Source organism: Delftia sp. Cs1-4, assembly GCF_000214395.1.
Classification (GTDB): Bacteria; Pseudomonadota; Gammaproteobacteria; order Burkholderiales; family Burkholderiaceae_C; genus Comamonas; species Comamonas acidovorans.
In genome coordinates, this window is the sequence record NC_015563.1 from 3,014,480 (window position 1) to 3,039,257 (window position 24,778).

The 24,778-nt window shown below is 65.6% G+C and carries 35 protein-coding genes and 1 tRNA gene; 10 read left to right on the forward strand and 26 right to left on the reverse strand.

What is annotated here, in order from left to right:
* Positions 1–18: 18 nt before the first annotated feature.
* Positions 19–1,200: a hypothetical protein gene (locus tag DELCS14_RS13225; RefSeq protein WP_013802060.1), complete on the reverse strand. Its 1,182-nt coding sequence runs from the start codon at positions 1,198–1,200 to the stop codon at positions 19–21.
* A gap of 100 nt (positions 1,201–1,300) precedes the next feature.
* On the opposite strand from DELCS14_RS13225, the gene DELCS14_RS13230 reads away from it, so the two are divergent.
* Positions 1,301–1,627 carry a hypothetical protein gene (locus DELCS14_RS13230; RefSeq protein ID WP_225971107.1) on the forward strand — a complete coding sequence of 109 codons (327 nt, stop codon included), beginning with the start codon at positions 1,301–1,303 and terminating at the stop codon, positions 1,625–1,627.
* Between the two features lie 38 nt (positions 1,628–1,665).
* Complete coding sequence (locus DELCS14_RS13235; protein WP_013802061.1) at positions 1,666–2,631, forward strand: hypothetical protein; 966 nt, start codon at positions 1,666–1,668, stop codon at positions 2,629–2,631.
* A 33-nt stretch (positions 2,632–2,664) separates the two neighbouring features.
* On the opposite strand, the gene DELCS14_RS13240 is transcribed toward DELCS14_RS13235, so the two are convergent.
* Positions 2,665–3,159: a hypothetical protein gene (locus tag DELCS14_RS13240; protein ID WP_013802062.1), complete on the reverse strand. Its 495-nt coding sequence runs from the start codon at positions 3,157–3,159 to the stop codon at positions 2,665–2,667.
* 181 nt (positions 3,160–3,340) lie between these two features.
* Between DELCS14_RS13240 and DELCS14_RS13245 the strand changes: the two genes are divergently transcribed.
* The gene (locus DELCS14_RS13245) at positions 3,341–3,670 is read left to right on the forward strand and encodes a hypothetical protein (protein ID WP_013802063.1); all 330 of its coding nucleotides are present in this window, start codon (positions 3,341–3,343) and stop codon (positions 3,668–3,670) included.
* Positions 3,671–3,792: 122 nt separating this feature from the next.
* On the opposite strand, the gene DELCS14_RS13250 is transcribed toward DELCS14_RS13245, so the two are convergent.
* The 7 genes from DELCS14_RS13250 to DELCS14_RS13280 all read right to left on the reverse strand — a co-directional run bounded on the left by DELCS14_RS13250 (position 3,793) and on the right by DELCS14_RS13280 (position 8,743).
* Complete coding sequence (locus tag DELCS14_RS13250) at positions 3,793–5,016, reverse strand: DUF1501 domain-containing protein (RefSeq protein ID WP_013802064.1); 1,224 nt, start codon at positions 5,014–5,016, stop codon at positions 3,793–3,795.
* A gap of 5 nt (positions 5,017–5,021) precedes the next feature.
* Positions 5,022–6,392 carry a DUF1800 domain-containing protein gene (locus DELCS14_RS13255; RefSeq protein WP_013802065.1) on the reverse strand — a complete coding sequence of 457 codons (1,371 nt, stop codon included), beginning with the start codon at positions 6,390–6,392 and terminating at the stop codon, positions 5,022–5,024.
* A gap of 57 nt (positions 6,393–6,449) precedes the next feature.
* Complete coding sequence (locus DELCS14_RS13260) at positions 6,450–7,007, reverse strand: periplasmic heavy metal sensor (protein ID WP_228676886.1); 558 nt, start codon at positions 7,005–7,007, stop codon at positions 6,450–6,452.
* Between the two features lie 2 nt (positions 7,008–7,009).
* Complete coding sequence (locus DELCS14_RS13265; RefSeq protein ID WP_013802067.1) at positions 7,010–7,537, reverse strand: hypothetical protein; 528 nt, start codon at positions 7,535–7,537, stop codon at positions 7,010–7,012.
* Positions 7,534–8,154, reverse strand: coding sequence for an RNA polymerase sigma factor (locus DELCS14_RS13270; RefSeq protein ID WP_013802068.1), 621 nt, complete (start codon positions 8,152–8,154; stop codon positions 7,534–7,536). Before DELCS14_RS13270 ends, DELCS14_RS13265 begins: the two co-directional genes overlap by 4 nt.
* Before the next feature lie 42 nt (positions 8,155–8,196).
* Complete coding sequence (locus DELCS14_RS13275; protein WP_013802069.1) at positions 8,197–8,460, reverse strand: hypothetical protein; 264 nt, start codon at positions 8,458–8,460, stop codon at positions 8,197–8,199.
* Positions 8,461–8,669: 209 nt separating this feature from the next.
* Positions 8,670–8,743 (reverse strand) — tRNA-Gly (locus tag DELCS14_RS13280).
* A 254-nt stretch (positions 8,744–8,997) separates the two neighbouring features.
* On the opposite strand from DELCS14_RS13280, the gene DELCS14_RS13285 reads away from it, so the two are divergent.
* Positions 8,998–10,233: an integrase arm-type DNA-binding domain-containing protein gene (locus tag DELCS14_RS13285; RefSeq protein WP_157158337.1), complete on the forward strand. Its 1,236-nt coding sequence runs from the start codon at positions 8,998–9,000 to the stop codon at positions 10,231–10,233.
* On the opposite strand, the gene DELCS14_RS13290 is transcribed toward DELCS14_RS13285, so the two are convergent.
* On the reverse strand, positions 10,230–10,541 hold the full coding sequence (locus DELCS14_RS13290) for an AlpA family phage regulatory protein (protein ID WP_013802071.1): 312 nt from the start codon (positions 10,539–10,541) through the stop codon (positions 10,230–10,232). The genes DELCS14_RS13285 and DELCS14_RS13290 overlap by 4 nt on opposite strands.
* Before the next feature lie 248 nt (positions 10,542–10,789).
* Here DELCS14_RS13290 and DELCS14_RS13295 point away from each other — a divergent pair, with 248 nt between their 5' ends.
* On the forward strand, positions 10,790–11,797 hold the full coding sequence (locus tag DELCS14_RS13295; RefSeq protein ID WP_228676887.1) for an HNH endonuclease signature motif containing protein: 1,008 nt from the start codon (positions 10,790–10,792) through the stop codon (positions 11,795–11,797).
* Positions 11,798–11,816: 19 nt separating this feature from the next.
* Here DELCS14_RS13295 and DELCS14_RS31455 read toward each other — a convergent pair whose 3' ends face one another.
* The 16 genes from DELCS14_RS31455 to DELCS14_RS30475 form a co-directional block, all read right to left on the reverse strand.
* A complete protein-coding gene (locus DELCS14_RS31455; RefSeq protein WP_013802074.1) occupies positions 11,817–13,211 on the reverse strand; it encodes a DNA methyltransferase in 1,395 nt (464 codons plus the stop codon).
* A gap of 145 nt (positions 13,212–13,356) precedes the next feature.
* Entirely contained in the window at positions 13,357–13,758 is a 402-nt protein-coding gene (locus DELCS14_RS13305) for a BLUF domain-containing protein (protein WP_013802075.1), read from the reverse strand.
* 241 nt (positions 13,759–13,999) lie between these two features.
* The gene (locus tag DELCS14_RS13310) at positions 14,000–14,293 is read right to left on the reverse strand and encodes an H-NS histone family protein (protein ID WP_013802076.1); all 294 of its coding nucleotides are present in this window, start codon (positions 14,291–14,293) and stop codon (positions 14,000–14,002) included.
* Between the two features lie 53 nt (positions 14,294–14,346).
* Positions 14,347–15,045, reverse strand: a complete 699-nt coding sequence (locus tag DELCS14_RS13315) for a hypothetical protein (RefSeq protein ID WP_013802077.1) — start codon at positions 15,043–15,045, stop codon at positions 14,347–14,349.
* Positions 15,035–15,265: a hypothetical protein gene (locus DELCS14_RS13320; protein ID WP_013802078.1), complete on the reverse strand. Its 231-nt coding sequence runs from the start codon at positions 15,263–15,265 to the stop codon at positions 15,035–15,037. Before DELCS14_RS13320 ends, DELCS14_RS13315 begins: the two co-directional genes overlap by 11 nt.
* Positions 15,262–16,323: a recombinase RecT gene (locus DELCS14_RS13325; RefSeq protein WP_013802079.1), complete on the reverse strand. Its 1,062-nt coding sequence runs from the start codon at positions 16,321–16,323 to the stop codon at positions 15,262–15,264. Before DELCS14_RS13325 ends, DELCS14_RS13320 begins: the two co-directional genes overlap by 4 nt.
* Positions 16,320–17,129: a lambda exonuclease family protein gene (locus tag DELCS14_RS13330; protein WP_013802080.1), complete on the reverse strand. Its 810-nt coding sequence runs from the start codon at positions 17,127–17,129 to the stop codon at positions 16,320–16,322. Before DELCS14_RS13330 ends, DELCS14_RS13325 begins: the two co-directional genes overlap by 4 nt.
* Positions 17,130–17,208: 79 nt before the next feature.
* Positions 17,209–17,391 carry a hypothetical protein gene (locus DELCS14_RS13335; protein WP_013802081.1) on the reverse strand — a complete coding sequence of 61 codons (183 nt, stop codon included), beginning with the start codon at positions 17,389–17,391 and terminating at the stop codon, positions 17,209–17,211.
* Positions 17,379–17,642, reverse strand: a complete 264-nt coding sequence (locus DELCS14_RS13340; protein WP_013802082.1) for a hypothetical protein — start codon at positions 17,640–17,642, stop codon at positions 17,379–17,381. Before DELCS14_RS13340 ends, DELCS14_RS13335 begins: the two co-directional genes overlap by 13 nt.
* A 3-nt stretch (positions 17,643–17,645) precedes the next feature.
* On the reverse strand, positions 17,646–17,912 hold the full coding sequence (locus DELCS14_RS13345; RefSeq protein WP_013802083.1) for a hypothetical protein: 267 nt from the start codon (positions 17,910–17,912) through the stop codon (positions 17,646–17,648).
* A complete protein-coding gene (locus tag DELCS14_RS13350; protein WP_013802084.1) occupies positions 17,902–18,243 on the reverse strand; it encodes a hypothetical protein in 342 nt (113 codons plus the stop codon). Before DELCS14_RS13350 ends, DELCS14_RS13345 begins: the two co-directional genes overlap by 11 nt.
* 230 nt (positions 18,244–18,473) lie before the next feature.
* Positions 18,474–18,770: an excalibur calcium-binding domain-containing protein gene (locus DELCS14_RS13355; protein WP_013802085.1), complete on the reverse strand. Its 297-nt coding sequence runs from the start codon at positions 18,768–18,770 to the stop codon at positions 18,474–18,476.
* Positions 18,771–19,041: 271 nt separating this feature from the next.
* Positions 19,042–19,260 (reverse strand): hypothetical protein, encoded by a 219-nt coding sequence (locus DELCS14_RS13360; RefSeq protein ID WP_013802086.1) that lies wholly within the window; start codon positions 19,258–19,260, stop codon positions 19,042–19,044.
* Positions 19,261–19,597: 337 nt separating this feature from the next.
* Positions 19,598–19,981, reverse strand: coding sequence for a hypothetical protein (locus tag DELCS14_RS13365; protein WP_013802087.1), 384 nt, complete (start codon positions 19,979–19,981; stop codon positions 19,598–19,600).
* Positions 19,982–19,999: 18 nt separating this feature from the next.
* On the reverse strand, positions 20,000–20,656 hold the full coding sequence (locus tag DELCS14_RS29870; RefSeq protein WP_013802088.1) for an XRE family transcriptional regulator: 657 nt from the start codon (positions 20,654–20,656) through the stop codon (positions 20,000–20,002).
* 438 nt (positions 20,657–21,094) lie between these two features.
* The gene (locus DELCS14_RS30475; RefSeq protein WP_013802089.1) at positions 21,095–21,307 is read right to left on the reverse strand and encodes a hypothetical protein; all 213 of its coding nucleotides are present in this window, start codon (positions 21,305–21,307) and stop codon (positions 21,095–21,097) included.
* A gap of 194 nt (positions 21,308–21,501) precedes the next feature.
* Between DELCS14_RS30475 and DELCS14_RS13375 the strand changes: the two genes are divergently transcribed.
* Genes DELCS14_RS13375 through DELCS14_RS13390 form a run of 5 tightly spaced genes read left to right on the forward strand, consistent with a single transcriptional unit; the run spans position 21,502 to position 24,768 of the window.
* A complete protein-coding gene (locus DELCS14_RS13375) occupies positions 21,502–22,029 on the forward strand; it encodes a hypothetical protein (RefSeq protein WP_013802090.1) in 528 nt (175 codons plus the stop codon).
* Positions 22,022–22,174 carry a hypothetical protein gene (locus DELCS14_RS30975; protein WP_013802091.1) on the forward strand — a complete coding sequence of 51 codons (153 nt, stop codon included), beginning with the start codon at positions 22,022–22,024 and terminating at the stop codon, positions 22,172–22,174. Before DELCS14_RS13375 ends, DELCS14_RS30975 begins: the two co-directional genes overlap by 8 nt.
* Entirely contained in the window at positions 22,171–22,488 is a 318-nt protein-coding gene (locus DELCS14_RS13380) for a hypothetical protein (RefSeq protein WP_013802092.1), read from the forward strand. The genes DELCS14_RS30975 and DELCS14_RS13380 overlap by 4 nt, the downstream gene beginning before the upstream one ends.
* A complete protein-coding gene (locus DELCS14_RS31080; RefSeq protein ID WP_013802093.1) occupies positions 22,481–23,377 on the forward strand; it encodes a hypothetical protein in 897 nt (298 codons plus the stop codon). Before DELCS14_RS13380 ends, DELCS14_RS31080 begins: the two co-directional genes overlap by 8 nt.
* The gene (locus DELCS14_RS13390) at positions 23,374–24,768 is read left to right on the forward strand and encodes a DnaB-like helicase C-terminal domain-containing protein (protein ID WP_013802094.1); all 1,395 of its coding nucleotides are present in this window, start codon (positions 23,374–23,376) and stop codon (positions 24,766–24,768) included. Before DELCS14_RS31080 ends, DELCS14_RS13390 begins: the two co-directional genes overlap by 4 nt.
* The last annotated feature ends 10 nt before the right edge of the window (positions 24,769–24,778 follow it).

The following is a 24,778-nucleotide window of genomic DNA, read 5'->3' on the forward strand; positions in this document are numbered from 1 at the left end:
GGGCACTCCGTTGCGGGGTCAGGGCGCTGGTGAAAACAGCAGGGGCCGCGCGGCCAGGGACGGCAGCACGCAAGCCACATCATGGGCGCAGTCCGGCACCACGACGAAGCGGCGTGGCCGCTGCGGCGCCAGCAGCTCGCGCTCGTAGGCCGCGAAGGCGTGGCCTCGCTGCAGCCGGAACGGGCCTTGCAGCATGGCGGCGCAGGACTTGTCGAGGATGGGATAGAACGCCCCCTTGTCCGCGCTGCTGTCCAGGGCGCCTTCCAGGTAGTCGATCTGCGCGGCCGCATAGCGGGCCCGCGCGGCAGCCGCATTGCGCCCCAGGTGGCCGGGCAGGTCCTGCAGGCCGTACTTCCAGCGGTCATGGCCCGGGCAGGCGCTGGCGGCGGGCGGCGCATGGAAGACATAGCTGCACGCCCCCGGAAACGCCGCGCCTGTGCCGCAGGCTGCCCAGTCGGTGCTCTGCCCGGCCATCTGCGGCTGTGGCCGCACGGGATCGAAATACAGCCAGGTGCCCGGGTCGGCGATCACGTAGCGCAAGGTGACTGTGCCCGGCGCATCGGCAGCAAAGGCCACGCTGTGCTGCAGCATCTGCGCCCCTGCCGAAAACCCCGCCAGGGTCACGCTGCGCAGGCCGGGCCAGCGCTGCACGAGCTCGGCCACCAGCGCATCCAGCGCGGCGAAAGAACCTATCGGATGCGGCCCCAGCGAGGGCTCGCCGGCCAGCCAGCCAGCGCAGGTCCATACCGCGTCTGCGTTCCCGGCTGCGGGCACGCCACGGCTGTGGCAATGCGCAGCCTGGTCCTCGGGCACCTGGTACAGCGGGGCGATGACCAGGGTGTCCTGCAGCCGCTGCGCGCCTTCGGCGGCCCGCAGGCCGGCCTCGAAGCTGCGGTTGGCATCGCGCGGATGCCCGTGCATCACCATCAGCGCGGACCGGGGCATTGCGCCGTTGCTGCCCCCCGGCGCCTGCGATGCGTAGTAGCGCATGCGCCCCGCATCGCCCGGCAGGTTGAAGGATTGCAGGCAGGCGGTGTCGGCCCGGTGCCTGCAAACGGAAGCAGCGGCGGAAGCATCGGCGGATGCAGTGGCAGACGCAGCCGCGGTGACAGGTTCGGGAGCTGGCGCTTGCGCCAGCGCCTCGACCGAGATCGCCAGAAACAGCAACAGCAGGGGGCGCAGAGGACGGATGGACGGCATGTGCGGGACGTCATTCGCAGGGGTGGGTCGGCCTGCTAGTATGCGGGCGGCCGCAAGCCATGGCCTGGCTTGTTTCTCAAGACCCACTCCCTTGTCGCATATGCCACTTCTGCCGCGTTTCAGCCTTGTCCTCGCCTGTCTCGCACTGCCGGCCTTCGTTCACGCCGCAGACTTCGACAAGAAAAACTGCACCTACAAAGGCATCCGCCTCTACGGCAAGGTCCAGATCGTGCACTCCTTTCCCGACATCAAGGTGCAGGCCACCAGCTCTTTCCCGGACCTCAAGGTCAAGGTGGTGGACTCCTTTGCAGACAGTTGCGGGGAGTGGAAGATCGTCACCTCCTTCCCCGACTTCAAGGTCCAGATGGTCAGTTCCTTCCCGGACCTGAAAGTCGACATGGGCAGCTCATCGCCCGGCGTGCGATAGCCGCCTGGCACTGTCCAGCATTGCCCCATCGCAGCACCGTGACCTCCTCCGCACCCGACGAATTCGAAGCCCTGCACGACCAGGCCTATGCCGACATGGAATGCGGCGCGCTGGCCGAGGCCGCCCAGGCCTTCGAGGCGCTGGCAGCCCACATGCCGGACAACCGCCACTACCACTACATGCTGGGCCTGGCGCGCAAGTACCAGCGCGATTGGCAGCCATCGCTGGAGCACAACCTGCGCGCCATTGCACTGGCGGGCGAAGACGATGAAGCCAGCCTCTGGAATGGCGCCATCGCGGCCACGGCGCTGTCCGACTGGACCACGGCGCGCAGGCTGTGGAAGGCCTGCGGCATCCAGGTGCCCGGCGAGCAGGGCCCCATCGAGGGTGACTACGGCGTGGCCGTGGTGCGCCTGCACCCCTGGCAGGGCGGCGAGACCGTGTTCATGCGCCGCATCGACCCCGTGCGCGCCCAGTTGCTCAACGTGCCGCTGCCCGAAAGCGGCCATCGTTTCGGCGACATCGTGCTGCACGACGGCGCCTCCACCGGTCAGCGGTTCAACGGCCAGCGCGAAGTGCCGGTCTTCAACGAGCTGCAGCGGCTGGAGCCCTCGGCATTCCAGACCTTCGTGGTCTTCATCACCTGCGCCAATGCGCAGGACTTGCAGGAATTGCTGGGTACCGAAGCCCCGGGCATCGGCTATGCCGAGGACTGGACGGCCAGCATCCGCCACTACTGCATGCGCTGCAGCTACGGCACGCCCCACCAGCATGCCGAAGAAGCTTCGCCACGCGAGGGCGAACCGTCCTGGCAGACCGATCGCAACCTGGGCATCGCCGCAGTGGACCGCGCCGCCGTCGATGCCGTGCTCAACGCATGGCAAGCCGGTGGCGCCGGGCGCCGTATCGACGCAGTGCAGACCCGCGAACTGCCCGTGCCCGACGAGGAAGAAAACTGGGCCTGGTGGGTAGGGCCCGAGGGCGCGGAGGATGAGGCGCCGTAGCTGAGCAATGCGAGCGAGCATGGCCCGCATCGATCACCGAGCCTGTGCGCGGGCCCCCTCAAGTCCGGGCGCGTGAAGCCGGACCCTGAAGCCTTCCGACACGCTGTAGCGAGGAATGCCGTGCCCCTCATACCGCCGCATCAGGCCAAGAAAGCGGTGCTTGAGCTGCATGGCCGCGCTGAACTCTTCCCAGGCGATCAGCGCACAGGGTGAATCGCCGTAGGTACTGCAGATGCGCACCTGGCGCTGGTCCGGCTCCATCTGCGCCCAGCCGTCCTCACGCAGGCTGACGGCGCGCACCTGAGGATTGCGCAGATCCAGAAGCGCGGCGAGATAGGGCAGGTCCAGGTCGTTGAGCCAGTGGTAGTTGAAGAAGTGGTGCATCACGTCCAGTGCATCGGGCGAGCCCCGGGCTTCGAGATCCATGTGCATCCGTGCGATGCCATCGCAGACGCTCATGCCCCGCACACGCACGGCGCTCAGCTGGATGTCTTCGGTGGTGTTCTCGCAAGAGAGGGTGTGCTGCATGCTGCCTGGTGAGGTGGGTCGGATACGGTGCTTGCCAATGTAGCGTGCGCGGCCCCGGACGGACGATGGACTTGCTTGATCCGCGACGGATTGGCCTTGGCCGTGCGTTGAAGTGATGTGGCAAGCCGACATCGGCTTTCTGCAAGCAACGTCCGTCCACATCCTTTCAAGGAGAAACACCATGTCCCTGCGCAAAGCCTTCATGCTCGTCATTGCCACTGCTTCGTTGGCCGGCCTCGGCAGCGCCGCATCCGCCGCCACCTGGGACCAGGCCCATCCGCGCCGTGCCGAGGTCAACGGCCGCCTGGCCAACCAGGACCGCCGTATCCACAACGAAGTGCGCAAGGGCGAGATCAGCCATGGCCAGGCGGCTGCGCTGCACCAGCAGGACCGCAAGATCCGCCAGGAAGAACGCCTCATGGCCAGCCAGAACGGAGGTCATATCACGCGCAGCGAGCAGCATGTGCTGAACCAGCAGGAGAACCAGGTCAGCCGTGAGATTGGCCATTGAGCGGCCACTGAGCAGGCACTGCGCGGCCACCGGTCAGATCTCGCCAGATCTTGCGCACATGGCACAAGGGCCGGCCGCCTTGAGGCGCCGGCCCTTGTGTCATGTTGGCGTGCGGCCCGCGTTCAGGCTCTCAGCAATGGCGGCAGCGACCGCGCCGGGGCACCGCCTGGCAGGGCATGGCCTTGGGGGAACAGGTTGCGCGCCAGCCGCTGCGGGTCGATGCCGAAGCATTCGCCGGCTGCCGAGGCAATCAGTGCATCGACGCTGGTAGTCGGTTTCAGATCCCGGTTCTCCAATAGCTGGCCGGGCTGCAGGCCAGGCCAGTCGGCCAGCACTCGGCCGCCCTGAACCGCGCCGCCCATCAGCATGGCGACGGCGCCTGTTCCGTGGTCGGTGCCGCCGGTGCCGTTGGCCGCAGCCGTGCGGCCGAACTCGGTGGCCACCAGCACCACGGTCTGCGACCAGGCATCGCCGAGGCCGTCATGCAGCGCCGCAATCAGTGCATCGAGGTTCTTGAGCTGGGCTGCCAGCCGGTTGTTTTGTGCACTGTGCGTGTCCCAGCCGCCGGTTTCGATCATGGCGATGCGCGGCCCGTCCTGGCGGGCAAGAAAGCCGGCTGCCAGCTTTCCCAGGCTGGCGCCATCCAGGCGCGGCCGGTTGTTGCCACCGTCCATGGCCACGCCGCGCGTGTCCATGGCGGAAGTCCAGAGAGCATGCAGCTGCGCATCTCCCTCGTAGAGCCTGGCCACGCGCAGCAGCAGGTCGTCACTGGCCTGGGGCAGGGAGGAAGGCGCGTAGGAGGCCACTTGCGCCGGCCCGCGCAGCGCCATGGGCACGGTGGGCGCGAAGGCAATGGCCTCTTGCCGGTGCGGCAACTGGGCGACCAGGCGGTTGAGCCAGCCGTCCTTGACCTGATAGGGCGCGCTGCCTCCGGTTTCCAGCACGTTCTGGCCGTCGAAATGCGAGCGGTCACTGTAGGGCGATGCGACCGCGTGCACGAACAGCGCCTGGCCCTGGGCGTAGAGCCTGCCGGTCTCGGCCAATGAGGGATGCAGCGCGAACATGCCGTCCAGCCGCGTGGCCGCAGCCGTGTCCACGGCGATGGCGCCGCGCAGGCGGGCGTAGCCGGGGTCGGCATAGGGAATCAGGGTCTCCAGCCCGTCGGCCGCGCCGCGCTGGATGATGAACACGAAGCGGCGCTCGGTGGCTGCACGCGCCAGCGCCAGGTGGGGCGCGGCCAGTGCCAGCCCGGTGCCTGCGGCCAGCAGGCCCAGGAAATGTCGGCGATTGCGCCTGGCCATCGTGCTGGTCGCGATGTTCGGGGCGGTCGTATGGATCGTGGTCATGGTGTTCACCTGCGCAGGAAGTCGGGCGAGACCAGCAGCAGCGCGAGTGCGCCGCTGCCGCTTTCGGATCGGGCAATGGCCTCGGCCGTGCCCGCGCCCAGTGCATCGCCGGGCAGCAATCGGGGGGCCAGCGCGCGCGCATCGACGCTGTTGCCGGCCTGGGCTGCGAGCCGCTGCGCCAGCTCGACACGGCGCACCAGCGCATCGGGCGCAGCCCAGCTGGCGGCGATGTCGTCGTAGCCGGCCGGCGAGCCGGGCCGCCACACCGGCTGGCCGAGCTGGTTGAGCAGGCCGGCGGCCTGAGCACCCTTCAACTCGCGCCGGCCCAGTGCGCGCATGGAAGAGACGGCCCATTCCCAGGGTGTCTTGAACTTCGTGGCTGGCGCGGCCCAGGGTTCTGGCGAATCGATCAGCGCGCGGTAGACGGCTGGCAGGTCCCCGCCGCTGCGCTGGTAGGCGGCCGCAAGGCGCTGCACCAGCGCGGGCGGCGGATCGTCGGCGACGAAGTGCCGTGCCAGCTTGGTCGCGACATGGAGCGCGGTAGCGGGGAAGGCCGCCAGGTCGCGCAGGATGGCCAGCGCCTGCTCCTGCCCGCCTGCGGCATAGCTGCGGCCCAGCAGGCGGCGCGGTCCGGGCTCGTGCAATGCCGGTCGGTACTGGAAGCCGGCGCCGGCAGCCGGGCTGCCTGCGTCATTGCCCAGGCTCCAGCCGGTGAGCGCGCGGGCGAACTCGGTCACATCCTGCTGGGTGTAGCCGCTGCGCACGCCCAGGGTGTGCAGCTCCATGATTTCCCGCGCCAGGTTTTCGTTCAGGCCGCGTGTCTTGTCCGGGTTGCGCCGGGCGGCGCGCTGTGCAGCGGGGCTGGCGGGTCCCACCGACTGGGCCTGGTCCAGATAGACCAGCATGGCCGGGTGGCGCACGGCGGCAAGCAGCAGGTCCTCGAATCGGCCCAGCACGTGCGGGCGTATGGCCTCGGCCTCGTAGGCGCCGGCCAGGTCGAGCACCACGGGCTTTTCCACCGAGACCGCGAAGTGGTTCGACCAGAAATGCACCAGGCGTTCCACAAACGGCGTGGGTGTGTCGATGGCGCTGGCCAGGCGTGCGTTCACTGCGTCCAGGTAGCCGTTGCGTGCGCCACGGCGCAGTTGCTGGCGGGCGGCGGCGCGCTGGTCTTCAGGCAGGCTGCGCAGCTCGCGCTGCCGGGACTGGTAGCCGGACAGCAGCGCGTCCGTGTCCGTGTGACCGGCCCAGGCAGGGGGCTGTGGCTGGTAGCGCGCGAACTGGTCCAGCAGCCAGCGCTGCGGGTCGGCGGGCAGTGCGTCGTCAGGGCGGGCACCCAGGCCGAAGCGGTTCAGGGCGATGGCGGCAGAATTCATGGCTTCACCTCGAAAAATCGCGGGCGTGGCGGGCGTGGCAGGCGCGTCCTGTGCTCCTCAGCGCCTGGCCGGAGATGCGGGCACATGGAAGGGGCCTTGCTGCGCTGCCAGCCCCTGCACCAGTGTCTGTCGCTCCGCCGGCGTGAGCTGGGCCGCGAAGTCGACCACGTGCGCCTCCACGCGCTCGCGCACCGCCGTGTCGGCGGCCCGGGTGCGTGCCAATGCAGCCTCGACGGCAGTGCGATCGAACTGCGGCGCAGCCAGCAGTCGAATCACCTCGGCGCGGCCTTCGCGGCTGCCTTGGGTCAGCGCAGCAGCCTCGCGCCGCACTTCACGCAGTCCTGTACGGAAGGCCTGGCGCCGTTCGGGCGGCAGGCCGTCTGCGGCAAAGCGCAGTCCGCGCGCAGTGGCCGGGGGGCTGCCTGCCTGTGCTCCGGTGGGCGTTCCTGTCTGCGTGGATGTGGCTACCGACCTGGCCTCGGCCTGGTGTGCCCACCAGCGCCAGGTGCCACCGGCAATGCCGCCCACCAGAAACAGATTCAGCAGGGCAGAGGCCCACAGCCAGCGGCGCAGGTGCGTCGTGCGGGGGGCATCGCCGATGGGGGATTCGTTCATCGTCATTCCTCGCTTCCTTCCACCAAGGCGCCGCCCGTGTCGAAGGCGGTGCCCGGCCACCAGCCGCCTTCGGACTGTGCCGGCCGGGCCGTGGGCAAGGCCGTGCCTATCAGCAAGGCCACGGCCAGAGCGCCTGCGGCCACACCGGCCAGGCCCGCACCGGCGATGCTGGCGCCGGACCACCAGCCATGCCAGGGCTTGCGGCCGCTGGCACGCACCGGCCGTGCGGGCGCAGTACCACGGGGCTGCGGCCATGCATGCGGCGATGGTTGGCCGGGCGCAGTCGCCATGCCTGGGCGAGCTTTCAAGCCGGCCAGCACCGCGCTTGCCAGCGCTGCGCTGGGGGGCGCGACGGCATGGCTGCCCAGCAGCGTGTCGAGTTCGTTTGCACGGGCGAGCAAGGCCCGGGCCGCAGGCGCAAAGGTCGGCTGTTCCATCAGCGCGCGTGCCGCAGCCTGCTCCTGTGCCGGCCAGCGCCGCAGGTCGGCGCCCCAGGCGTCGGCCAATTGTTCAAAGCGATCTGGCGTCATGGTGGTGATCCTCCAGGTTCTGCGGGTGCGGGTGCAGCGATTGCGCTCGTGCTCGTGCTTGCGTCCTGCAGGCGGGCGCGCAAGCTGCGGCGCGCACGGGCCAGCAGGCTTTCCAGGGCATCCACGGAGACGCCCATGAGTGCTGCCGCCTCGGCCTGGGGCAGCGCCTGGTAGTAGTGCAGCACCAGCGCCTCGCGCTGGCGCGGAGGCAGTGCATCCAGGGCAGCGGCGACCCGGGCGCTGTGCTGCGCGTGGTCCAGCTGCTGCTCCGGTGTGGGGCCGGGGTCGGCGAAGGCGGCGGCTTCGGCGTGCTCGTCCAGCGCTTCTTCGCGCCGCACCGAGCGCCGGCGGAGCCGGTCGCGGCACAGGTTGAGCACCACCTCATGCAGCCAGGTGTCAAAGCGGGCCTGGCCCGGCTGCCAGTGGCCCACCTGCTGCCAGGCGCGCACCAGGCCTTCCTGCGCCACCTCTTCAGCCTCGGCCCGGTTGCCCAGCAGGCGCTGGGTCAGACCCAGCATGCGTGGCAGCTTGCGCTCCACCAGTTCGCGGGCGGCCTGCGGCTCACCGCGGGCCAGTCTCGCCAGCAGGTCGGCATCCGGGTCATCGATTTCAGCCAAAGGGCATCGGTGTAGTGGCGGGGTCAGCCAGCGTCGCGCGGCTCAACGCCAGCCGCGATGCCAGCCGTAGACCGGATGGTGCCAGCCCCAGCCGTAGCGCGGGTGGTATTGCCATACGAAGCCGACGCTGGGCATCGGATAGGCAGGCGCCACATAGGCGACGCCCGGCGGCACCACATAGGGCCCGGGCGCCACGGGCGCAACAGGCGCTACCACGCAGCCGGCCAGCGCGGCCAGGCTGCCGGCGGCAAGTGCCAGCGCAAGCGGACGGACGGCGCGGCGAACAGTCAAACGGAATGAGGACATGAAAGACTCCTGCATCGGCCACATCAGGCGGCCTTATTGGGTTCAACGCGCGGGCAGCACGGATCCGTCGCGGGGGAGCGAAAAAATGTCGCGGAGAAAAGCGGGGGAGAGGTCGGAGGCGGGAGAGATCGGGCCGCGCGGAAGGCGGTCCGTGGGGATATCAGTGACGGATGTGCATCCGGGACTGATGGACTTTGCTCCAGGAAATCTGGAGCGGGCGAAGGGAATCGAACCCTCATCATGAGCTTGGGAAGCTCAGGTCCTGCCATTGAACGACGCCCGCTTTAGATAAGCCATTGTCAAAGCACGAATTTCTTCGCTAAGTGCTTGTTTTTCTTCGAAATCTCGCGCCGTTTCTGCCGCAAAACTTCAACTTAGCATCCAACGAAATCTATCTACACTTAGGACTTTGGCGTAGGTTTTGGCGTAGGTTTTTGCTCCCTACGCCTTTGGCAATCAAACCTACGCCATGACTCTGGGGGGATTCTAGTGCTATTCGATTCACGGTCCGCAAAGCAGCTTCAGCCAGGCTCGCATCTGCTAGTCCAGGGGTGTGATGGATTGCGATTGGTCGCGTCCCAATCGCGCAAGACCTGGACCTATCGCTACAAGGACTCTGCTGGACTGATGAAACAGGTCCGGCTCGGCCATTGGCCGGAGATGTCGTTGGCTGAAGCCGTTTCGGCTTGGGGAGAAAAGCGCGATGGCCGCAGTGCTGGAGTTGATCCAGTTGCAGCGCGTCGCCAGGCAACCATGGCCAAGAATGGCCCAGCAGTGGCTACGACCGTGCGTGCGCTGCTGGAAGGCTTCCGCGATCACCTTGCGGGGCTGCGCCAAACCGAGGGTGCGGCCCGGGCTTGGAGCGCGTTGGAACGGATGCTGGATGAGGAGGCGGTGCTTGCAAGGACGGCGCCGCGTGACGTGACCCGAGCCCAGGCCTACGACGTGCTCGACAAGCGGCGAGACCTTCCTGCGGCAGCCAAGAAGCTACGGGCACTGCTGGGGCAGGCGTGGGATTGGGGGCTCGATGCAGGGAAGATCGATGGCGCGGCGCCGAATTGGTGGCGCAGCCTTTTGAAGGGCCAATTGCGTTCAAAGGGGAAAATCGTCGGAGGGGAGCATGTGGGGTTTCGGCGCCGGGTGTTGTCCCAGGCGGAGCTGCGCAAGCTCCTGCCGTGGGCCCGGGCCAATATGTCGCAGAGCGCGCTGGATGGGCTGCTGCTGTATCTCTATACCGGCATGCGGGGTGTCGAGATTTTTGCTCTGCGCACTGAGTACGTGTCGCAGGAGGAGGACGGCTGGTGGATCACGTTCCCCGCACACCTGCTCAAGATGGAACGGGATGCAGACACTGTTGACCACCGCGTTCCGCTGTTCGGTGAGGCGCTGGAGATCGTGCAGCGCCGCGTGTCCGGGGCCTGGGAAGGGTGGCTGTTCTTCACGGGTCGGGGTGGGAAGTTCCGGCCGTACCACCGCAACACGTTCTCCAGCTACGTCTATTCGTTGATGCCGGAGTCCGCCAAGGCCAAGAGGCGTGCCGGTGATGGGCTGGTCTGCGCTGTGGTGGATTGGTCGCCCCACGCACTGCGGCGCACGGCGCGCACGCTGCTCAGCGCAATTGATTGCCCGGAGGATGTGGGCGAGGCCATCATCGGCCACAAACCCGGGGTCATGGTGGCCAGCTACAACCTTCACACCTTCGATGCGCAGAAACAGGTCTGGGTGAAGAGGCTGTACCAGACCGTGCGCAAGCTTGAGGGTCTGCCTGCTTAGCCAGGCGGTAAGGCGGACTTGCCAGGCTTGCCTGCGCGACCGTAGCCGCTGTCTGGCGCCGGCAGGCACTCCGATGGCGGCCGCGACATCACCCAGGCCTCAACCTCTGCCACGATGAAGCCCACGCGGCGCGCGCTGAGCTGTCGGGGCCTGGGGAAATCGCCGGTCTGCACCAGCTTTTGTATCTGCGACTCGGACAGATCCACCGCCCGCGCTGCCTCCTGAAGGCTGATCGAGATGGGGCGCATCGTCACGATGGCCAGCGCGCCCCCGCCGCTGGCAGCTTCGATTTTTTCTTTCTTGGTCATGGCTTGTTCCTCCAGTGCCTGCGGTTGGTGCCAGGCGTGAAAAGGCCCGCGGGTGCGGGCCAGGTGTGTGGTTCGTCGTTGTCGGGTAGCGACGCGCGCTTGTCGCGCCAGTGCATGGGCTTCTTGCTGGCCATTCAGATCTCCTTTATCACTTGGGCCACTTAGGTGTGCCCAGGCCGTTGATGAGGTGACCGGCGTGTTGAAGCAGCTCGCCGGGTCGAGGTCGAGTAAAGGTCATGAGGGCAAATATGGAAAAGGTCCGCTTTCGCGGACGACGGCAGGACAAATGGCTTACCCTCTCTGCCGAAAAGGAGAGGGCAATGGCGTATTGGTGGGTCAATCACAAACAGACTTTCAAGTCCGAGATCGAAGGCGGGTACATCTGGAGCCCCCAGCGCAAGGCCAACGGCGGGTACAACCAGACCTATGAAAACCTGCGCCTGGTGAAGAAGGGCGACACGGTGATCTCGTATGCAGACGGCCAGGTCAAAGCGATTGGCGTGGCCACGTCCGGATACCGAGACGAGGGCAAGCCCGAAGATTTCGGCAAAGCCGGCGACGCATGGCACGCAGATGGTTGGCTGGTGCCTGTTGCATGGGAACTGCTCGAAAGCCCGGTTCGGCCTAAGCACCACATGGGTGTGTTGGCCGGTGATCTCCCGGAGAAGTACTCGCCTATCCGTGCCAGCGGAGATGGCAACCAGGGGGTGTACCTTGCATCGGTGTCTCAGGCACTGGGCGAGAAGATCTTGGACCTGGCAGGCAAGGCCAATGACGCAGCGCTTGAGTTACACGATGAGCAGCTCATGGAACTGGAAGCAGACCAGGTCCAGCAGGAGCTCAGCGCATCCCCAACGCTTTCATCCACAGAGATCGAGCAGTTGGTGAAAGCGCGCCGTGGCCAGGGCATCTATCGCACCAACCTCATGCAGATTGAAAAGCGCTGCCGCCTCACTGGGGTTTCAGACCCACGGCTTCTGGTGGCCAGCCACATCAAGCCCTGGAAGGATTCCACGAACGACGAGCGGCTGGATGGACACAACGGGCTGCTGCTTTCACCTCATGTGGATCGACTATTCGATCGACACTTGATCAGCTTTACGGATGAGGGGCAGATCATCACCGCCGGCGCGTGGGTGGTGAGTGCCATGCATGGTTGGGGTCTGTACTCGCAGAAGAATGTGGGGCCATTCACAACAAAACAGCGGCAGTATCTCGAGATTCATCGCGCGAAGCTCCATAAGCAGCAGGGCTGATCCCCGTTGGGGACGGCCATCAAAAAAGCCCGCGTTGTGCGGGCTCTGGTTTGGGTTGTGACACATGGCGCTCGGGCGGCTCTGGAACTGCCGCGATGGCTTCTGCTGGCAGGGCCTCGGCTGCCAGAGCACCATGGCGGCGGGCCTCGTGCTCGATGCGCGCGCGGGCTATGGCCAAGTACTCGGCCTCGCGCTCGATGCCCAGGAAGCGGAACCCTTCACGCATGCAGGCCTTGCCTGTGCTACCTGAGCCCATGAAGGGATCGAGGACCAAGCCACCTGGCGGCGTCACCAGTCGGCACAGATAGGACATCAGGTCGGTCGGCTTGACCGTGGGGTGGTGGTTGCCGTTGCGCGCCGGCCAGTCGGCATCCTCGCGCTCGCGCATGGTCGCGCCGGTACCGACTGCTGGAATGGAGCCGGTGGCGAGGCCTGCATTGCGGTCTGACCGGCTGGCCTTGGCGCAGTAGAAGAAGCGGGCTGCGCTGCCGGAGCTGGCCGGCACGTCTACGCTGCTCACCGCGCCACCGAGAGTTCCGTAGCAGACGCTGCCGGGCTCGTCCTGAGCTGCGCGCTGGGTGCTGGACTTCATGGCGCCGCTGGTGCTGTGCGGGAACAGAGCTGCTACCTCGTCGCTGCCGTCATAGATCAGGTTTGCGGGCCAGCGGCCTTCTTGTCGCACCACCTGCGGTGTGTCGCTGGCAACAGTGCTCATACCCCAGCCGTCACCGGATTCGCGTCGTCCGCGCGTCATTGTGCGCAACTGGCTCGCATCAGCAGCCGGGTCGATCGCCACTCGGCACCCATCAATGTTCAGCGCCCCTGTGCCGTGCTCCAGCACATTGGCCGCAACGGTGCCCGCCAGAGGCTTGCGCGCCACGGTGATCGGCTCGAGCGCTGGTTTCAGTGCGGTGCCCCAGCCATGCCACTGCGCTGCTGCATCAGTTGCTGCCATGGTCACCGTGGGCACGTATTCTCGGCCGTTGTCCTTGATCCAGCTGCCGGTAGCGTTCTGGTCGGCACCAGGGATCATGCGCTTGATGGCATTGCCCTCGCTCACCACGACGGGATTGGCGCCGGCCGCCTTGTCGATCGCCTTGCTCACGTCCAGCGACTTCGGAAAGCCCGACCCGTACACCCAGGCGATCATGTCGCGGATCTCGAATCCGGCGTCCTCGATGCGCACGGCCATACGGTGCTGGGTGCGTGTGCCGGCGAAGGCCAGGAGGTGGCCGCCCGGCTTGAGCACGCGCAGGCACTCGGCCCAGATTTCCACGCCTGGCACGTCGTAGTCCCATTTGCGGCCCATGAAGCTCAGGCCATAGGGCGGATCGGTCACGATGGCGTCGACGCTGCTGTCTGCGAGCTTGCGCAGCACATCCAGGCAGTCGCCGTGCTCCAGCTGGTATTGCATCGGGGCTCCAGAAACGAAAAAAGCCCGGCGGCGTTACCCGGTCAGGCTTTGGAATGGGGGAGGGGAGGTATCAGGACAGCGCCCATGCGCTGTGCTCATGCCTCTTGGATGTGGGCGTAAAAAAACCGGCTGGGGCCGGTTCTGGTCAGTCAGTGTCGAGTTGCGGTATCAGGTCCTGGAGCTTTTGCAGGGCAAGCTCTCCAGGGCGGGTGCCTATCCCTTCCAGCACCTCCGCGTCGTCTACCAGGTGGTAGGCCATGGTCCATTTGCTGAATCTTCGGTACGGCTCGCGCTTGAGATGCAGCAGAGGAGTGAAGTCGATATGCCGGGGATCACTGGCCAGCAACGAGATCAAGTTTTGGACTTGATGGCTGGGCCCTTCGATGTACTGGCAGAAGAACTCGCCGTCGAACACCAAGATGCCTGTGATCTGGGCTTTTTCGTTGAAGGCTCGGGCTGTTTTGACGATCTGCGCGACACAGGTTGCATCGACACCAGGAGCGAGTTTGCTCTGGTACAGAAAGCATTCGAGCATATTGGTGCCCATGCTTCTCTCTCTTTCATAAAGTGAGAAGAAATACTAGCGCCAAACTGTCCCCTTTGACCTTTGTGTCGCTGTCTTACAGTTTTAAATTTTTGATCAGAAGGTGGGCACGGTCTTTGCCCTCGGCCCGGTTTGGAAGTATCAGTCTCCAAAGAAAAAGCCCCTGGTGTGCGCATCCAGGGGCTTGAGGTGCCGCCTAGACTTGGCGCGCACCTCCTTACTTGGTGTATCGGCAGCCCGTTGCCTAACTTTTGTCTGCTTCGATCAGGAATTGCCCGCGGTCCGCTGCGTCCTTGATCCACAGAGGGGGCTTGCCCCGGCCGGTCCAGGTGGCGCCGGTGGCGGGGTCGCGGTACTTCGGGGCGCCCACGCTGCCCTTTGCCTTCGCGGCGGGGAAGACATCGGCAGCGGTCAGGCCGTGCTCCTGGATCAGCGCACGGGCCTGGGCGACGGCTTGTGCCTTGGCTTCTGCCTGAGCAGCTGCGATCTGTGCTTCGAGTTCGGCCTTGCGGGCCAGCAGGGTCTGGTATTCGGACATCGGTTTTCCTTTCGTGGCGCCGCGCGGGCGCCGTGGGTGGTTCAGTGGATGGTTCAGGCTGGTTCGCCGGTCACGGCCGCCGCGAAGGCGTCTTCGGGCGTCTGGTTCACAGGGTGGTTCGGGTCGGTGGGCGGCTCGTCCTCGCATTCCTCGCGCAGCTCCTGCTGGTCCTCGTTGTCCGGCTGGCTGGCCGGCGTGTCGGGCTTGCCGGCGCGGTAGCCCTTCTTGGCCTGCAGTAGCTCGGCCGGGGCCAGCAGCTTGATGTAGATCTCGCCCTCGGCTGCCAGGCCGGACAGCTCGCCGAAGACATCGTTGTCCTGCAACTCGTCGCCGTTGTATTGGACGGTGCCCTTGATGGTGACGCTGCCGCCTTCGCTCAGCTCGTAGTGCAGGCCGGTCAGCACGGCGTCCATGAAGTCCACGTGCGCGTCTTCGATGCCCCAGTCCCAGATGAAGCGGTAGCCGCGCCACTTCTGGCCCTTTCCGTAGTGATAGAGCAGGGGCAGTTGCGGGTGCCGCAGGTTCGGCAGCGGGATCAGCACACCGGGCAGCGCCTCCTGGCCGGCCGTGGCCGCCTTGTTGCAGTAGTGGTGCTCGCGCAGGCCAGGCTCCAGCAGGTCCAGCAGGGTGTTCTCCCCGGTCAACTGGAACGAGATGTCGATGGCGCGCACCTTCTCTTCGCCGTGCAGCTCGCGCCGCGGGTTGGCGTTGGTGATGGTGACGGCCGTGGATTCGGCAAGTTCAAATGCCATGGGGATGGTCCTCGGTGGTGGTGGTGGTGGAAACAGGGATGGGCTGGCCCAGGGCCTGGGCGGCGTACTCGCGGCCGAGCTTCTCGGCCTCCATGGCGACGCGGAAGAAGGCGCCGGAGACCTGCTCCGGCGTGAGGTTGTCCGCGCCGATGGGTAGGCCAGTGATCAGGCCCGCCAGCCGAGCGGCGAACTCGGCGGCCGGGATGGTGGTGGCGGTCATGCCCCGGGCATCTCCGCGCGCAGGGCCTCGTACTTGGCGTTCAGGTTCCTGCGGTCTTCCTCGACAGGCAGGTCGCCGATGAAGCTGGCCACCTCGTCCAGCTTCTCGGGGCTCTTGGCCTTGAGCATCTGGGCGAGCAGTTCGGGGGCGCTGTAGCCGATGGCGGGCGGCTGTGCTGGAGCCTGGGCGGACGCGGCCGGCGCTGCAGCGGAATCGATCACGCCGTCATGCTGCTGGTCGTATCCGGGCGGCATGTCGTCGGGCATCACCGTGAACTCGCCATCGATGATGGTGCTGGTGTCCAGGTTCTGGTCCTTGCTGGCCTCGGCCATGCCGTCCAGCGCGGCGGCGGTCTGGAACTCGATGGACAGCGGCAGGTACTTGGCCAGGCGGCGGATGACGGTCTTGCGGCCCATCTCCGTGAAGTTGTCCTTCCAGGGGCCGTACCTGCCCTTGCTCTGGGTGCCGGCCATGATCTGCTCGACCTGCAGGCGGCTCATGAACTCGAAGCAGTGGCCGCCGTCCTTGAGCTTGGCCACAGCGTAGAAGCCGATCACGGCGCCGCGCTCACCCATGGCCGGGCGGTGCTCCAGCTTCTCGTCCAGGCCATAGACCAAGTCGAAGGTGTCATGTTCGCAGACCTCGTGCGCCGCGATGCTCACGATCTGCCCGCTGCGCCGGGCCAGGTCGATCAGGCCCTTGTAGCCGATGATCACCTGCACGCTGTTGACCCAGCGCTCGTTGCCGTTGGCATCCTTGCGCTTCGTGTTGAAGGGCACGAGGTAGGCATGGCCCAGTACCGTGTTGGGCTCCAGGCCCATCTGTGCGCACTGGCCGATGGCGCCGACCAGGCTGGCGACGTCGCAATTGGCCAGGGCCGGCGTGGTCGTGGCCGCGATCTGGGCCACCTTCAGCAGCCGCTCGGCGTTGAGGTGCTTGGGCAGCATCTTGGCGATCTCGCCGCGCTTGCTCTGCAGCAGGTGGGCGATCTGCTCCTTGGGCTTCATCTGCGCCAGGGGGCGGGCGGCGGCGGGCGCCTGGGGAATGGTGGTGGTCATGCAGGGTGCTCCTGGGTGTTGCCGCGCAGGGCGGTTTCGTACTGGTCCACCAGCTGCTTGAACTGCAGCAGCTCGGCTTCCATGGTTTCGATGTAGTCGTCGTCGCGTGGCACGCGCCAGCGGGTGAAGTCGCGGCCCACGGCGGCCAGGGCCGGGCAATAGATGCAGAAGTCCCACCAGCGCCTGCCGGTGATCCACATCCCACCCTGCACCTGGTCCATGAACTCGCTGATGTCGTTGTCCAGCAGGCTGGCGCGCAGGCGCAGCGGGTCGATGAGGCACTTGTATTCGGCGCCGCCGTCCGGCTCGATCAGGCCGTCTGCGCTGGCACCGAAGAAGCGGTCGGGCGTCGTGATGAAGCCGCAGGGCAGCACCTCGACGCCGGCATGCACTTCGTGCGCGGCGCGCGCCATGGGCTCCAGCTCGTGCCCGCGCCGCATGGCGTAGGTCTCGAAGCCTTCGTCCAGCGGCTCGCGGCTGCCGCGCTCGATTGCCAGACGCAGGGCGTAGCTCTTGGCGGCCTCGCTGAAGTCGCCGATGGGCAGCCCCTCGATGGCGCGCTGCACGGTCTCGGTGAGCTTGGGGCGCGTCTTGTAGCCGGCCTGTGCCGCCGCAGCATCCAGGGCCATGCCGGCGCGGATACCTGCCACCAGGGCGGCCTGCTGCTCCGTCAGGCCACCAACGCGCTCGCGCGCCGTGGCGAACATGCTGGCCGTGATGACGCCAGCGCGGTCGCGCTTCCATTCGTCCGTGCCCTGGGCGCTGTAGTGGACGATGAACTGGGGGGCGTCGGCCAGCGTGATCATGTCAGCCCCGCAGCGATGCCGGCCAAGCCTGCGCAGATGGCGCTCAGGCCGAGCCAGAGGAACAGGTGGAGTAGGGTGTTCATGCTTCAGCCACCTCCTGCGGCAGGATCTGGGCCAGCCTGGCCAGCCAGAACTGGCCGCCGGCTGGCAGGCAGCGGTTGAGCTTGTCGCCGGCCTCGCGGACCAGGGCGGCCAGCTCGTCGCGCTGCTCTGTCGTCTCGCGCAGCTGCTGGGCCAGCTGCTCGTATGTCAGGGCTGGCATGGCGGCTCCTTCTCGCGGGCGCGCAGCATCTCGTCCGCGATCTCGTAGGAGAACTCGGCGACCCACTCCACGAACGGGCGGTCCTTCTCGTCCTTGGTGAACGCGCGGGCCAACAGGCCTTGCATCGCCAGCCCTGCGAAGTGATCGCGCAGCAGCATGCCACCGCTGGGCGCGATCTCGTAGCGCTCGTCACCGTCGCTGCTGAGGCCAGTGAACTGGGCATTGAGGCCCGGGAATGCATATTCGGGCATGGCCTATCTCTCCTTGAAACACAAAACGGATCCGGCCTCGAAGACCGGGGTGAGGCCCTCGCAGGCCCGGGCCGCGGCGCGCGCAATGCGCTGCTCCTCGGGCGTGGGCTGGGGCTCCTGTGCGCCGACATCAGCGCAGCCGGTGAGGGCCAGCAGGCCAAGCACGATCAGGGCGGCGAGGCCCAGAAGCAGTGAAGCCCGCTGGCGGGCGGGCTTCTTGCGGCGGGGCAGCTGCTGGAGCTGAATGGGTGGGCGGGTATCAGGCAGCATTGATGCTCTCCGGATAACAGGTTGCGATGTGGGTCATGACGGCGGTGCGCAGCTGCAGGGCCGGCTGGCTGACCATCAGCGCGCCGAGCGCCGTGATGCTGTCGTGGTCACCGTCGGCGATGGCCTCGGCCAGCATTTCGTCGAACGACATGGGCAGACCAAACGGGCCGGGCATGCGCTCGTGGAACCAGTCCACCGGCGTCAGGAAGGCCGCGGCGCGCTGCAGCTTCTGCATGGCGCGGGCCCTGTCTTCATCAGCCGCAGCGGCGCGGCGGTCCATCTCGTTCTCCCAGCGCTCCGCATCCGCGCAGGGGTTGGCGGTCATCAGCATGGCTGAATCTCCTGTGGTGGTGGTTGCGGCCGCTGCGGGCCGGGGAATGAAAAAGGCCCGCGAGCTGAATAGCTGCGGGCCTTTGGAGGAAAGTGCCGATGCCTGAAAGGCGTGCCTGGGAATTAGAGAGGGAGGGAGGAGGAAACCCAGGCTCGGCGTGAAACTGTTGAACTCAGTATGGCCCGGACATGATCAGGAAAACATGTACGGGAGGTAAAAGATCGTTGGCATCAGTTGCAGAGTTGACGCTCGCAAGGGATGCCATCGTTGTCCCCATCCATCTTCGTGTTGGGGCAGTTGCGCAAGAAGAATTTGGCCTCCTCGCAGGAGGTCATCTGCGAGCAGTGCGTGCGCCCGTCGCAGGTGTATTTGGGCGCGCTGGAGGTGCTGTTGCCCACGTCGATGCTGCGAGGCCGTGGCTCCGTCAGCAGCAGGGTGGGCGATAGGTCGCCAGTCTTGGCTTGATATGCCGTGTACGCTTTCCAGGCCGCCACCGCGATCAGCACGTAAACAATGAGCCTCAGCATTGAATGCCCCTCTCTTGTTGTGATTGATATGGCGGGCATCGTATCGCAGTCGGAAATGAAGATGGCCGGCCGTATTCGCCCCGGCTTTCCCTCTACAACGGTTTGGCGGACTCTCACCGCTTGCGGGTGGGCAACTACCCGTCACGATTGGCCATCACGGGGGCAGACTGCAGCGAATTTGTCTGGGTGAACCAGAGTCCAGCCGGGACGCCTCCCGAGCGCTTCGCAATCTGCCTTCGTGATGGCCCCAGCACTTGGCCGGGGGCGACGTTCATTCAGAAGTGAGTCGGCCGCTCTGGTTCGGCTTGTGCGTCACAGGGAGCAATTCGCCGCTCGACGACCGTCCCGCCCACTTCCTGTTGCAGTCGTTTCGGAAGCCCCGGACGCCGGGCCAGCGCCGCTCGAATTCCTCGATCGGCATCGGAAACAGCAAGTCCAGCTCCTCAAGCGCCCCGTTGAAATCGCTGAAGTAGCGCCCCGCATAGTCCATGTCGTGCTCCTTGATCAAACCTCAGCACCCTCTCAGAAGACGCTGAGGTTTGGACCCTTGCGGGCCCAATCGCGACGCACCCACGCCGCTGGTTTTTCTTGCTCTTGGGTTCCACCCTCACCGGAGGATTGGCTTGCATCCGGGCGCCCCGGGACTGAGTCCCTGGCGACTTGCAGCTTTGGCCTGCTTGGGGGCAGGTGGCTGGGTCGTTGGGATGCACTGTAAGTTCACTAACATCGTGTGTCAAGTGTGCTTACATCAAAATGTTAGGGTACTTTTTGATGGTCGAAAAAAAAAGCCACCTTTGCGGTGGCTCCTGGCAATGCTGAGAACTTGTCTAGCTGTAGTGCTTGTATAGCTGAACGCCCACGAAAACTATGGCTGCCACGAATGCGTAGAACACCCATTTTGGCAGCACGGTGTCTCGCCCGATGGGGGTGGAAAGTTCATGTACCCGCTTTTCGATGGCCAACTTTTCCTTCGCCTTGGCATCTACTTCTGCTTGGCGCGAAGCCTGAAGGTCGCGCGCAATTTTCAGTTCCATTTCGTCCACGATGGACTGAGCGCGGTACTGGATATAGAGAGATTTGGCAAGGTCCGGCTGGCCAGCTGAGTGCGCAATGGCCATTGCCCAGAGTCCATCCGACTTGATCCCTTCCGAGATCTCCCCTGCGACTTTGGCGTAAACACCCTCTTCGATTTTTCTTGAAGCTGCTTCCATCTCCCTCTCCAGGAAAGGTTACCCGTCTTCCCACTTGCCAAGTACCGTGCCGACGATCTTAAACCGGTCGCGGATGGGTTCATGAGAGGGGTTGAGTGGCTGAAGCCACTGTCTCCCGTCTTCATTCTTGTAGACCTTAAAAGTTACCTCATTCGAGTCATCAAGGCATGCGACAACCCGATCTCCATTTAGGGGCGATCTTTTTTCTGGATCTACAAAGATGATGCAGCCTTCCGGATAGGTGCGTGAGTTACCTGTGGGTGCGGTCATCGAGTCTCCCCTGACTCGTAAGGCGAATGAGTTCGCCCCATACGGCACTGGGCAGTCGAGCCATCGTTCTGCATCTCCTGGAACGAAAGGATCGGCTGCATCACACCATTTTCCCGCAGCCACCCAGGAAATGAGCGGAATCTTGCCGCGAGATCCTTCGGCGGGCTCCACGTTGCCAGCTGTAGGAGGGCCGAACTTTCGGCCTTGGCCCGTGCTGATCCACATTGCGCTGTACCCAGACGCACTCGCCAGTTTTGTGGCTGGCTCCAATTTGATTGTCTTGGTGCGCCCATCCTTCCACTGAGAAACAGCAGAGGATGAGACACCCGCAGTGCTGGCGATGTCTCCCACGGTCCAACCTTTGTCGACCATGAGTTCGTTGATGCGTTCTTGAAGCGTAGTCACGTAAGTTAGCTTACTTGGCTTGCATGTTAGTGTGCTTTTCTTTTGTTTGTAAGTCGGCTAACATGCGCGGCATGAACAAGACCGAAGCCATCCAACTACTTGGTGGCTCCGTAGCGAAAGCTGCGGAGGCCATAGGCATCAACTCTCAGGCGATCTCGCAGTGGCCGGACATCCTTCCGCCCCGCATTTCGGATCGAGTGGAGGCTGCGTTGTGGCGGATGAGCCAAGCTGACGTCGCGCCAGCCCCGGCCCCAGCCCCGGCCCCAGCCCCGGCCCCAGCCCCCGCCCAGGAGCCCGGCCATGCCTAAGCCGTGCCGCCTGGGCGGGGCCCAGCCGACGAGCAAAAGGTTTTCGGGGAAGAGTTGGGGCCGAGGGGCGGCCTTCTTTTTGACCCTGCAGCGCAGCAGGACGCACGTATGGGAAGGTTGCCGGCGCCCGTCAGCTTCCGTCTTGGGAGGGGTGTTGTGCCTGCCCCGCACGCCGGGCTTCTTCTGCAGTGTCCACGCGCCGAATGCCTTCCAGCAGGGCGTAGTAAGCGTCTTCGAACGTCTTGGCAACGATGCCCCGCGTGAAGTCGCTGTACTCCAACTCGATCTTCGAGAGCATTGCTCCGGCAAGAGTTGCTGTGGGCCCGATCAGTTCTTGTTTCATGTCCGCCCCACTCGGGAATGGTTGTGTAGGAACTCCCATTCTGCGCCGGGAGGTGGCGGGCACCCCTTCGCTTCCGGCCCGCTGCCGCGCCGCCGCGCCAGCCCGTACATCAGCGCATCCAGCTCTTTGCGGCTGACGTCCCATTCGTCGTCCAGGGCCTCGTCCTCCACGACCACCACAGCCAGGACAAAGACATGAACTACGACCACCTGCCACCTCAACACGCCCGGGGCCGCAACCCAGACCTGGAATACACGAACCTGCGCATGAACCTGCCGGTGTTCACCTACCAGATGCTCGACTCGTCGGTCCAGATCCGCATGCGCGCAGGCGAGCCCCGCTGCAGCGTGAACCAGGTGATCAACGAAATCCTGGACCCGTGGGCCGACCTGCGCTGGCGCCAGTCCGATATGGACCTGCGCCTGACGCCGGAGAACCCCTTCGAGATCGTTTCCTACCGCCCGCGCGCCAGCCAGCCCGAGGTCGAGCTCATGGAAGTTCGCGCCTCGGTGCGCAAGTTCACGCTGGACGTGATCCAGGCGCACATCGATGTCCTGTACAGCGGCGATAGCGATGCAAGCCGGGGCGATGTGATCCGCCAGATCCTGACCAGCTGGGCTTTGAAGCGTTGGCATGAGTCCAGTATCACGATCGAGCGTGTGCCTGTGAATCCTTTCGCTGTGGCATCGGCTCCCAGGGGCGAGGAGGGCGGCAATGTCTGAAGTCGTCAGCCTCGACCGCATCCGCGCCCTGGCACACGCAGCGCGCGCCGCTGGCCAACCCATCGAACAGGCATGCCCTTGGCCGGCCACGACACCCGCTGGCCAAGCCTTCGCCCGCGCCTACGAGGGCCAGGAGCCGGCATGAATCTCTCCATCCGTTTTGTCGAAGCCTGCAAGGTGCGCATCGACGGCCGGCCAGCGCCGGAACCCGTCCTGATGGTGCACTTTGCCGAGATCCCCGAATCCATGCCGCTGGAGCAGCAGGCCCTGGAGATGCGCATCCAGGCGCAGGGTCTGCTGCTGCACGCCGACATGCTGGACTTCCAGCGCACCGGCAAGGTTCTGCACCGCCAATGCGCCGAGCAGGCCAAGCGCGCCATGTATGCCCTGATCGCGCTGCGCACGCCCGAGCGCCAGGCCGAGATGGAGCGTGCGCTGGGAGGTGCTCCCCATGCGTGACTACTCGAAGGTCGGTCCTCAGTTCTGGACCGGCAAGACCGGCAAGGAAATCCGCAAAAAGGGCACCGAAGCCACGCTGGTCGCGCTGTACCTGATGACCTCGCCGCACTCCAACATGCTGGGCCTGTATTTCCAGCCGCTGATGTACATGGCGTACGAAACCGGATTGGGCATCGAAGGGGCTTCGAAGGGGCTTCAAGACTGCACTGATGTCGGATTTTGCTCATACGACGACGAGTCGGAGATGGTCTGGGTGCACGAGATGGCAGCCTTCCAGATCGCTGACGAACTCAAGGAGAGCGACAAGCGCACAGCCGGCGTCCAGAAGGATTACGACACCCTCCAGGACAACCCTTTCCTGGCCGCATTCTTCGACCGCTACCAGTCCGCTTTCCATCTCAAAAACAAGAGGGGCATAGAAGCCCCTTCGAAGCCCCATCGAAGCCAGGAACAGGAACAGGAACAGGAACAGGAAAAGAAAGAGCCTTACGGCTCTGTCGGCAGCGCCGACGACCAGCCCGGCGAAATCGCACCTGGCAAGCCAGGACTGCCGAACTGCCCGGTTCAGGACCTGGTTGACCTGTACCACGAAGTCCTGCCCGAACTGCCGAAGGTGCGCTTGCTCAACGATGGCCGCCGCAAAGCCGTGGGCAAGCTCTGGAAGTTCGTCCTGACGAGCAAGAAATCCGACGGCACGTCCCGTGCCGAGACCGCTGACCAAGCTGTGACCTGGTTCCGCGAGTACTTCGGCCGTGCCCGCGACAACGACTTCCTGATGGGCCGCGGCTTCCGCAGCCCCGAGCACGCCGGCTGGCAGTGCGACCTGGACTTCCTGCTGACCGACAAGGGCATGAAGCACGTCATCGAAAAAACAAGGACCACAGCATGAACGCCCGCTCCATGCCCCCTCTGGACGAAGTTTTCGACGGCGCCACCGCGATGCCGCTGGCCAGCTACGAGGCTGAGCACGCTGTCCTGGGCTCCCTGCTGCTGAGCAGCGGCCTGTACGACGTGGTGGGCGACATCCTGCAGCCTGCGGACTTCGCCGACGAGACCCACGGTGCGATCTACGGCGCCATCGCGGCGCTGGCCGTGGCCGCCAAGGCTGTGGACCCGATCACGGTGCACGAGCAGCTGGGCGGCCAGGTCGATCTGGGCTACCTCACGGCCTTGTTCAACGCCGGGAGCATCAACGGCTCGTCTGCCCGCCGCTACGCCGAAATCGTCCGGGAGCGTGCGCTGAGCCGGCAGCTGCTGGGCGTGGTGGACAAGGCCCGCGAGCTGGCGCGCGACCATGCTCTGCCCATCGGCGACCGCATTGAGCAGGTGTCGGCGCAGCTGGCGGGCCTGGCCTCCGATGGCCCGGGCGACGAGTGGATCGGCGCAGACGCAGGCGTCGTGTCGTTCCTGCAGGACCTGGACCAGCGCAGCGTCGGCATCGAAGAGCCTTTCCTGCCCACAGGCCTGCGCGACCTGGACCGCATCCTCGACGGCGGCACGCGGCCGGGCGACCTCGTTGTCATCGGCGCGCGCCCGTCCATGGGCAAGACCGCGCTGGCCTTGGCCATCGGCGAGCACGCCGCGAAGCTGGGCCAGACGGTCGCCATGTTCTCCCTGGAGATGTCGTGCGCAGCGCTGTACGAGCGCCGCATCGCAATGGAGTCCGAGGTGTCGATGAGCATCATCCGGCAGCCCAAGGGCCGCATGACCGACAGCGACTACGCGGCCGTGTGCAGGGCAGGGGAGTGCATCCGCCAGCGCCCGTTCTACGTCAACGACCGCACCGGCCTGAACATCAACACGCTGCGCACCAAGGCCCGCGCCCTGAAGCGCCGGCACGGCCTGCGCCTGCTGATCGTGGACTACCTGGGCCTGATGGAGGGCACGAACCCCAAGGACACGCGCACCGCGCAACTGGGTGAGGTCACGCGCAACCTCAAGAAGCTGGCCAAGGAGCTGGGCATCACCGTGCTGCTGCTGGTCCAGTTGAACCGGGAGGTCGAAAAGCGTGTGGACCAGATGCCCATGATGTCCGACCTGCGCGACTGCGGCGAGATCGAGCAGGACGCCGACATCATCCTCTTCCCCCACCGCCCCATCCACCTCAAGCCCAGCCTGGGCGATGCCTGGCGGTACTACGCCAGCCTGCGCGTGGCCAAGCAGCGCGGCGGCGCCACGGGCGATCTGAATCTCCGGTACGTGGGCCACCTGGTCCGCTTCGAGAACTGGAACGGCGAGAAGCCGAGCACCACCCCTGGCCGTTCGGCCGACTTCGAGTGAAAGAGACCAC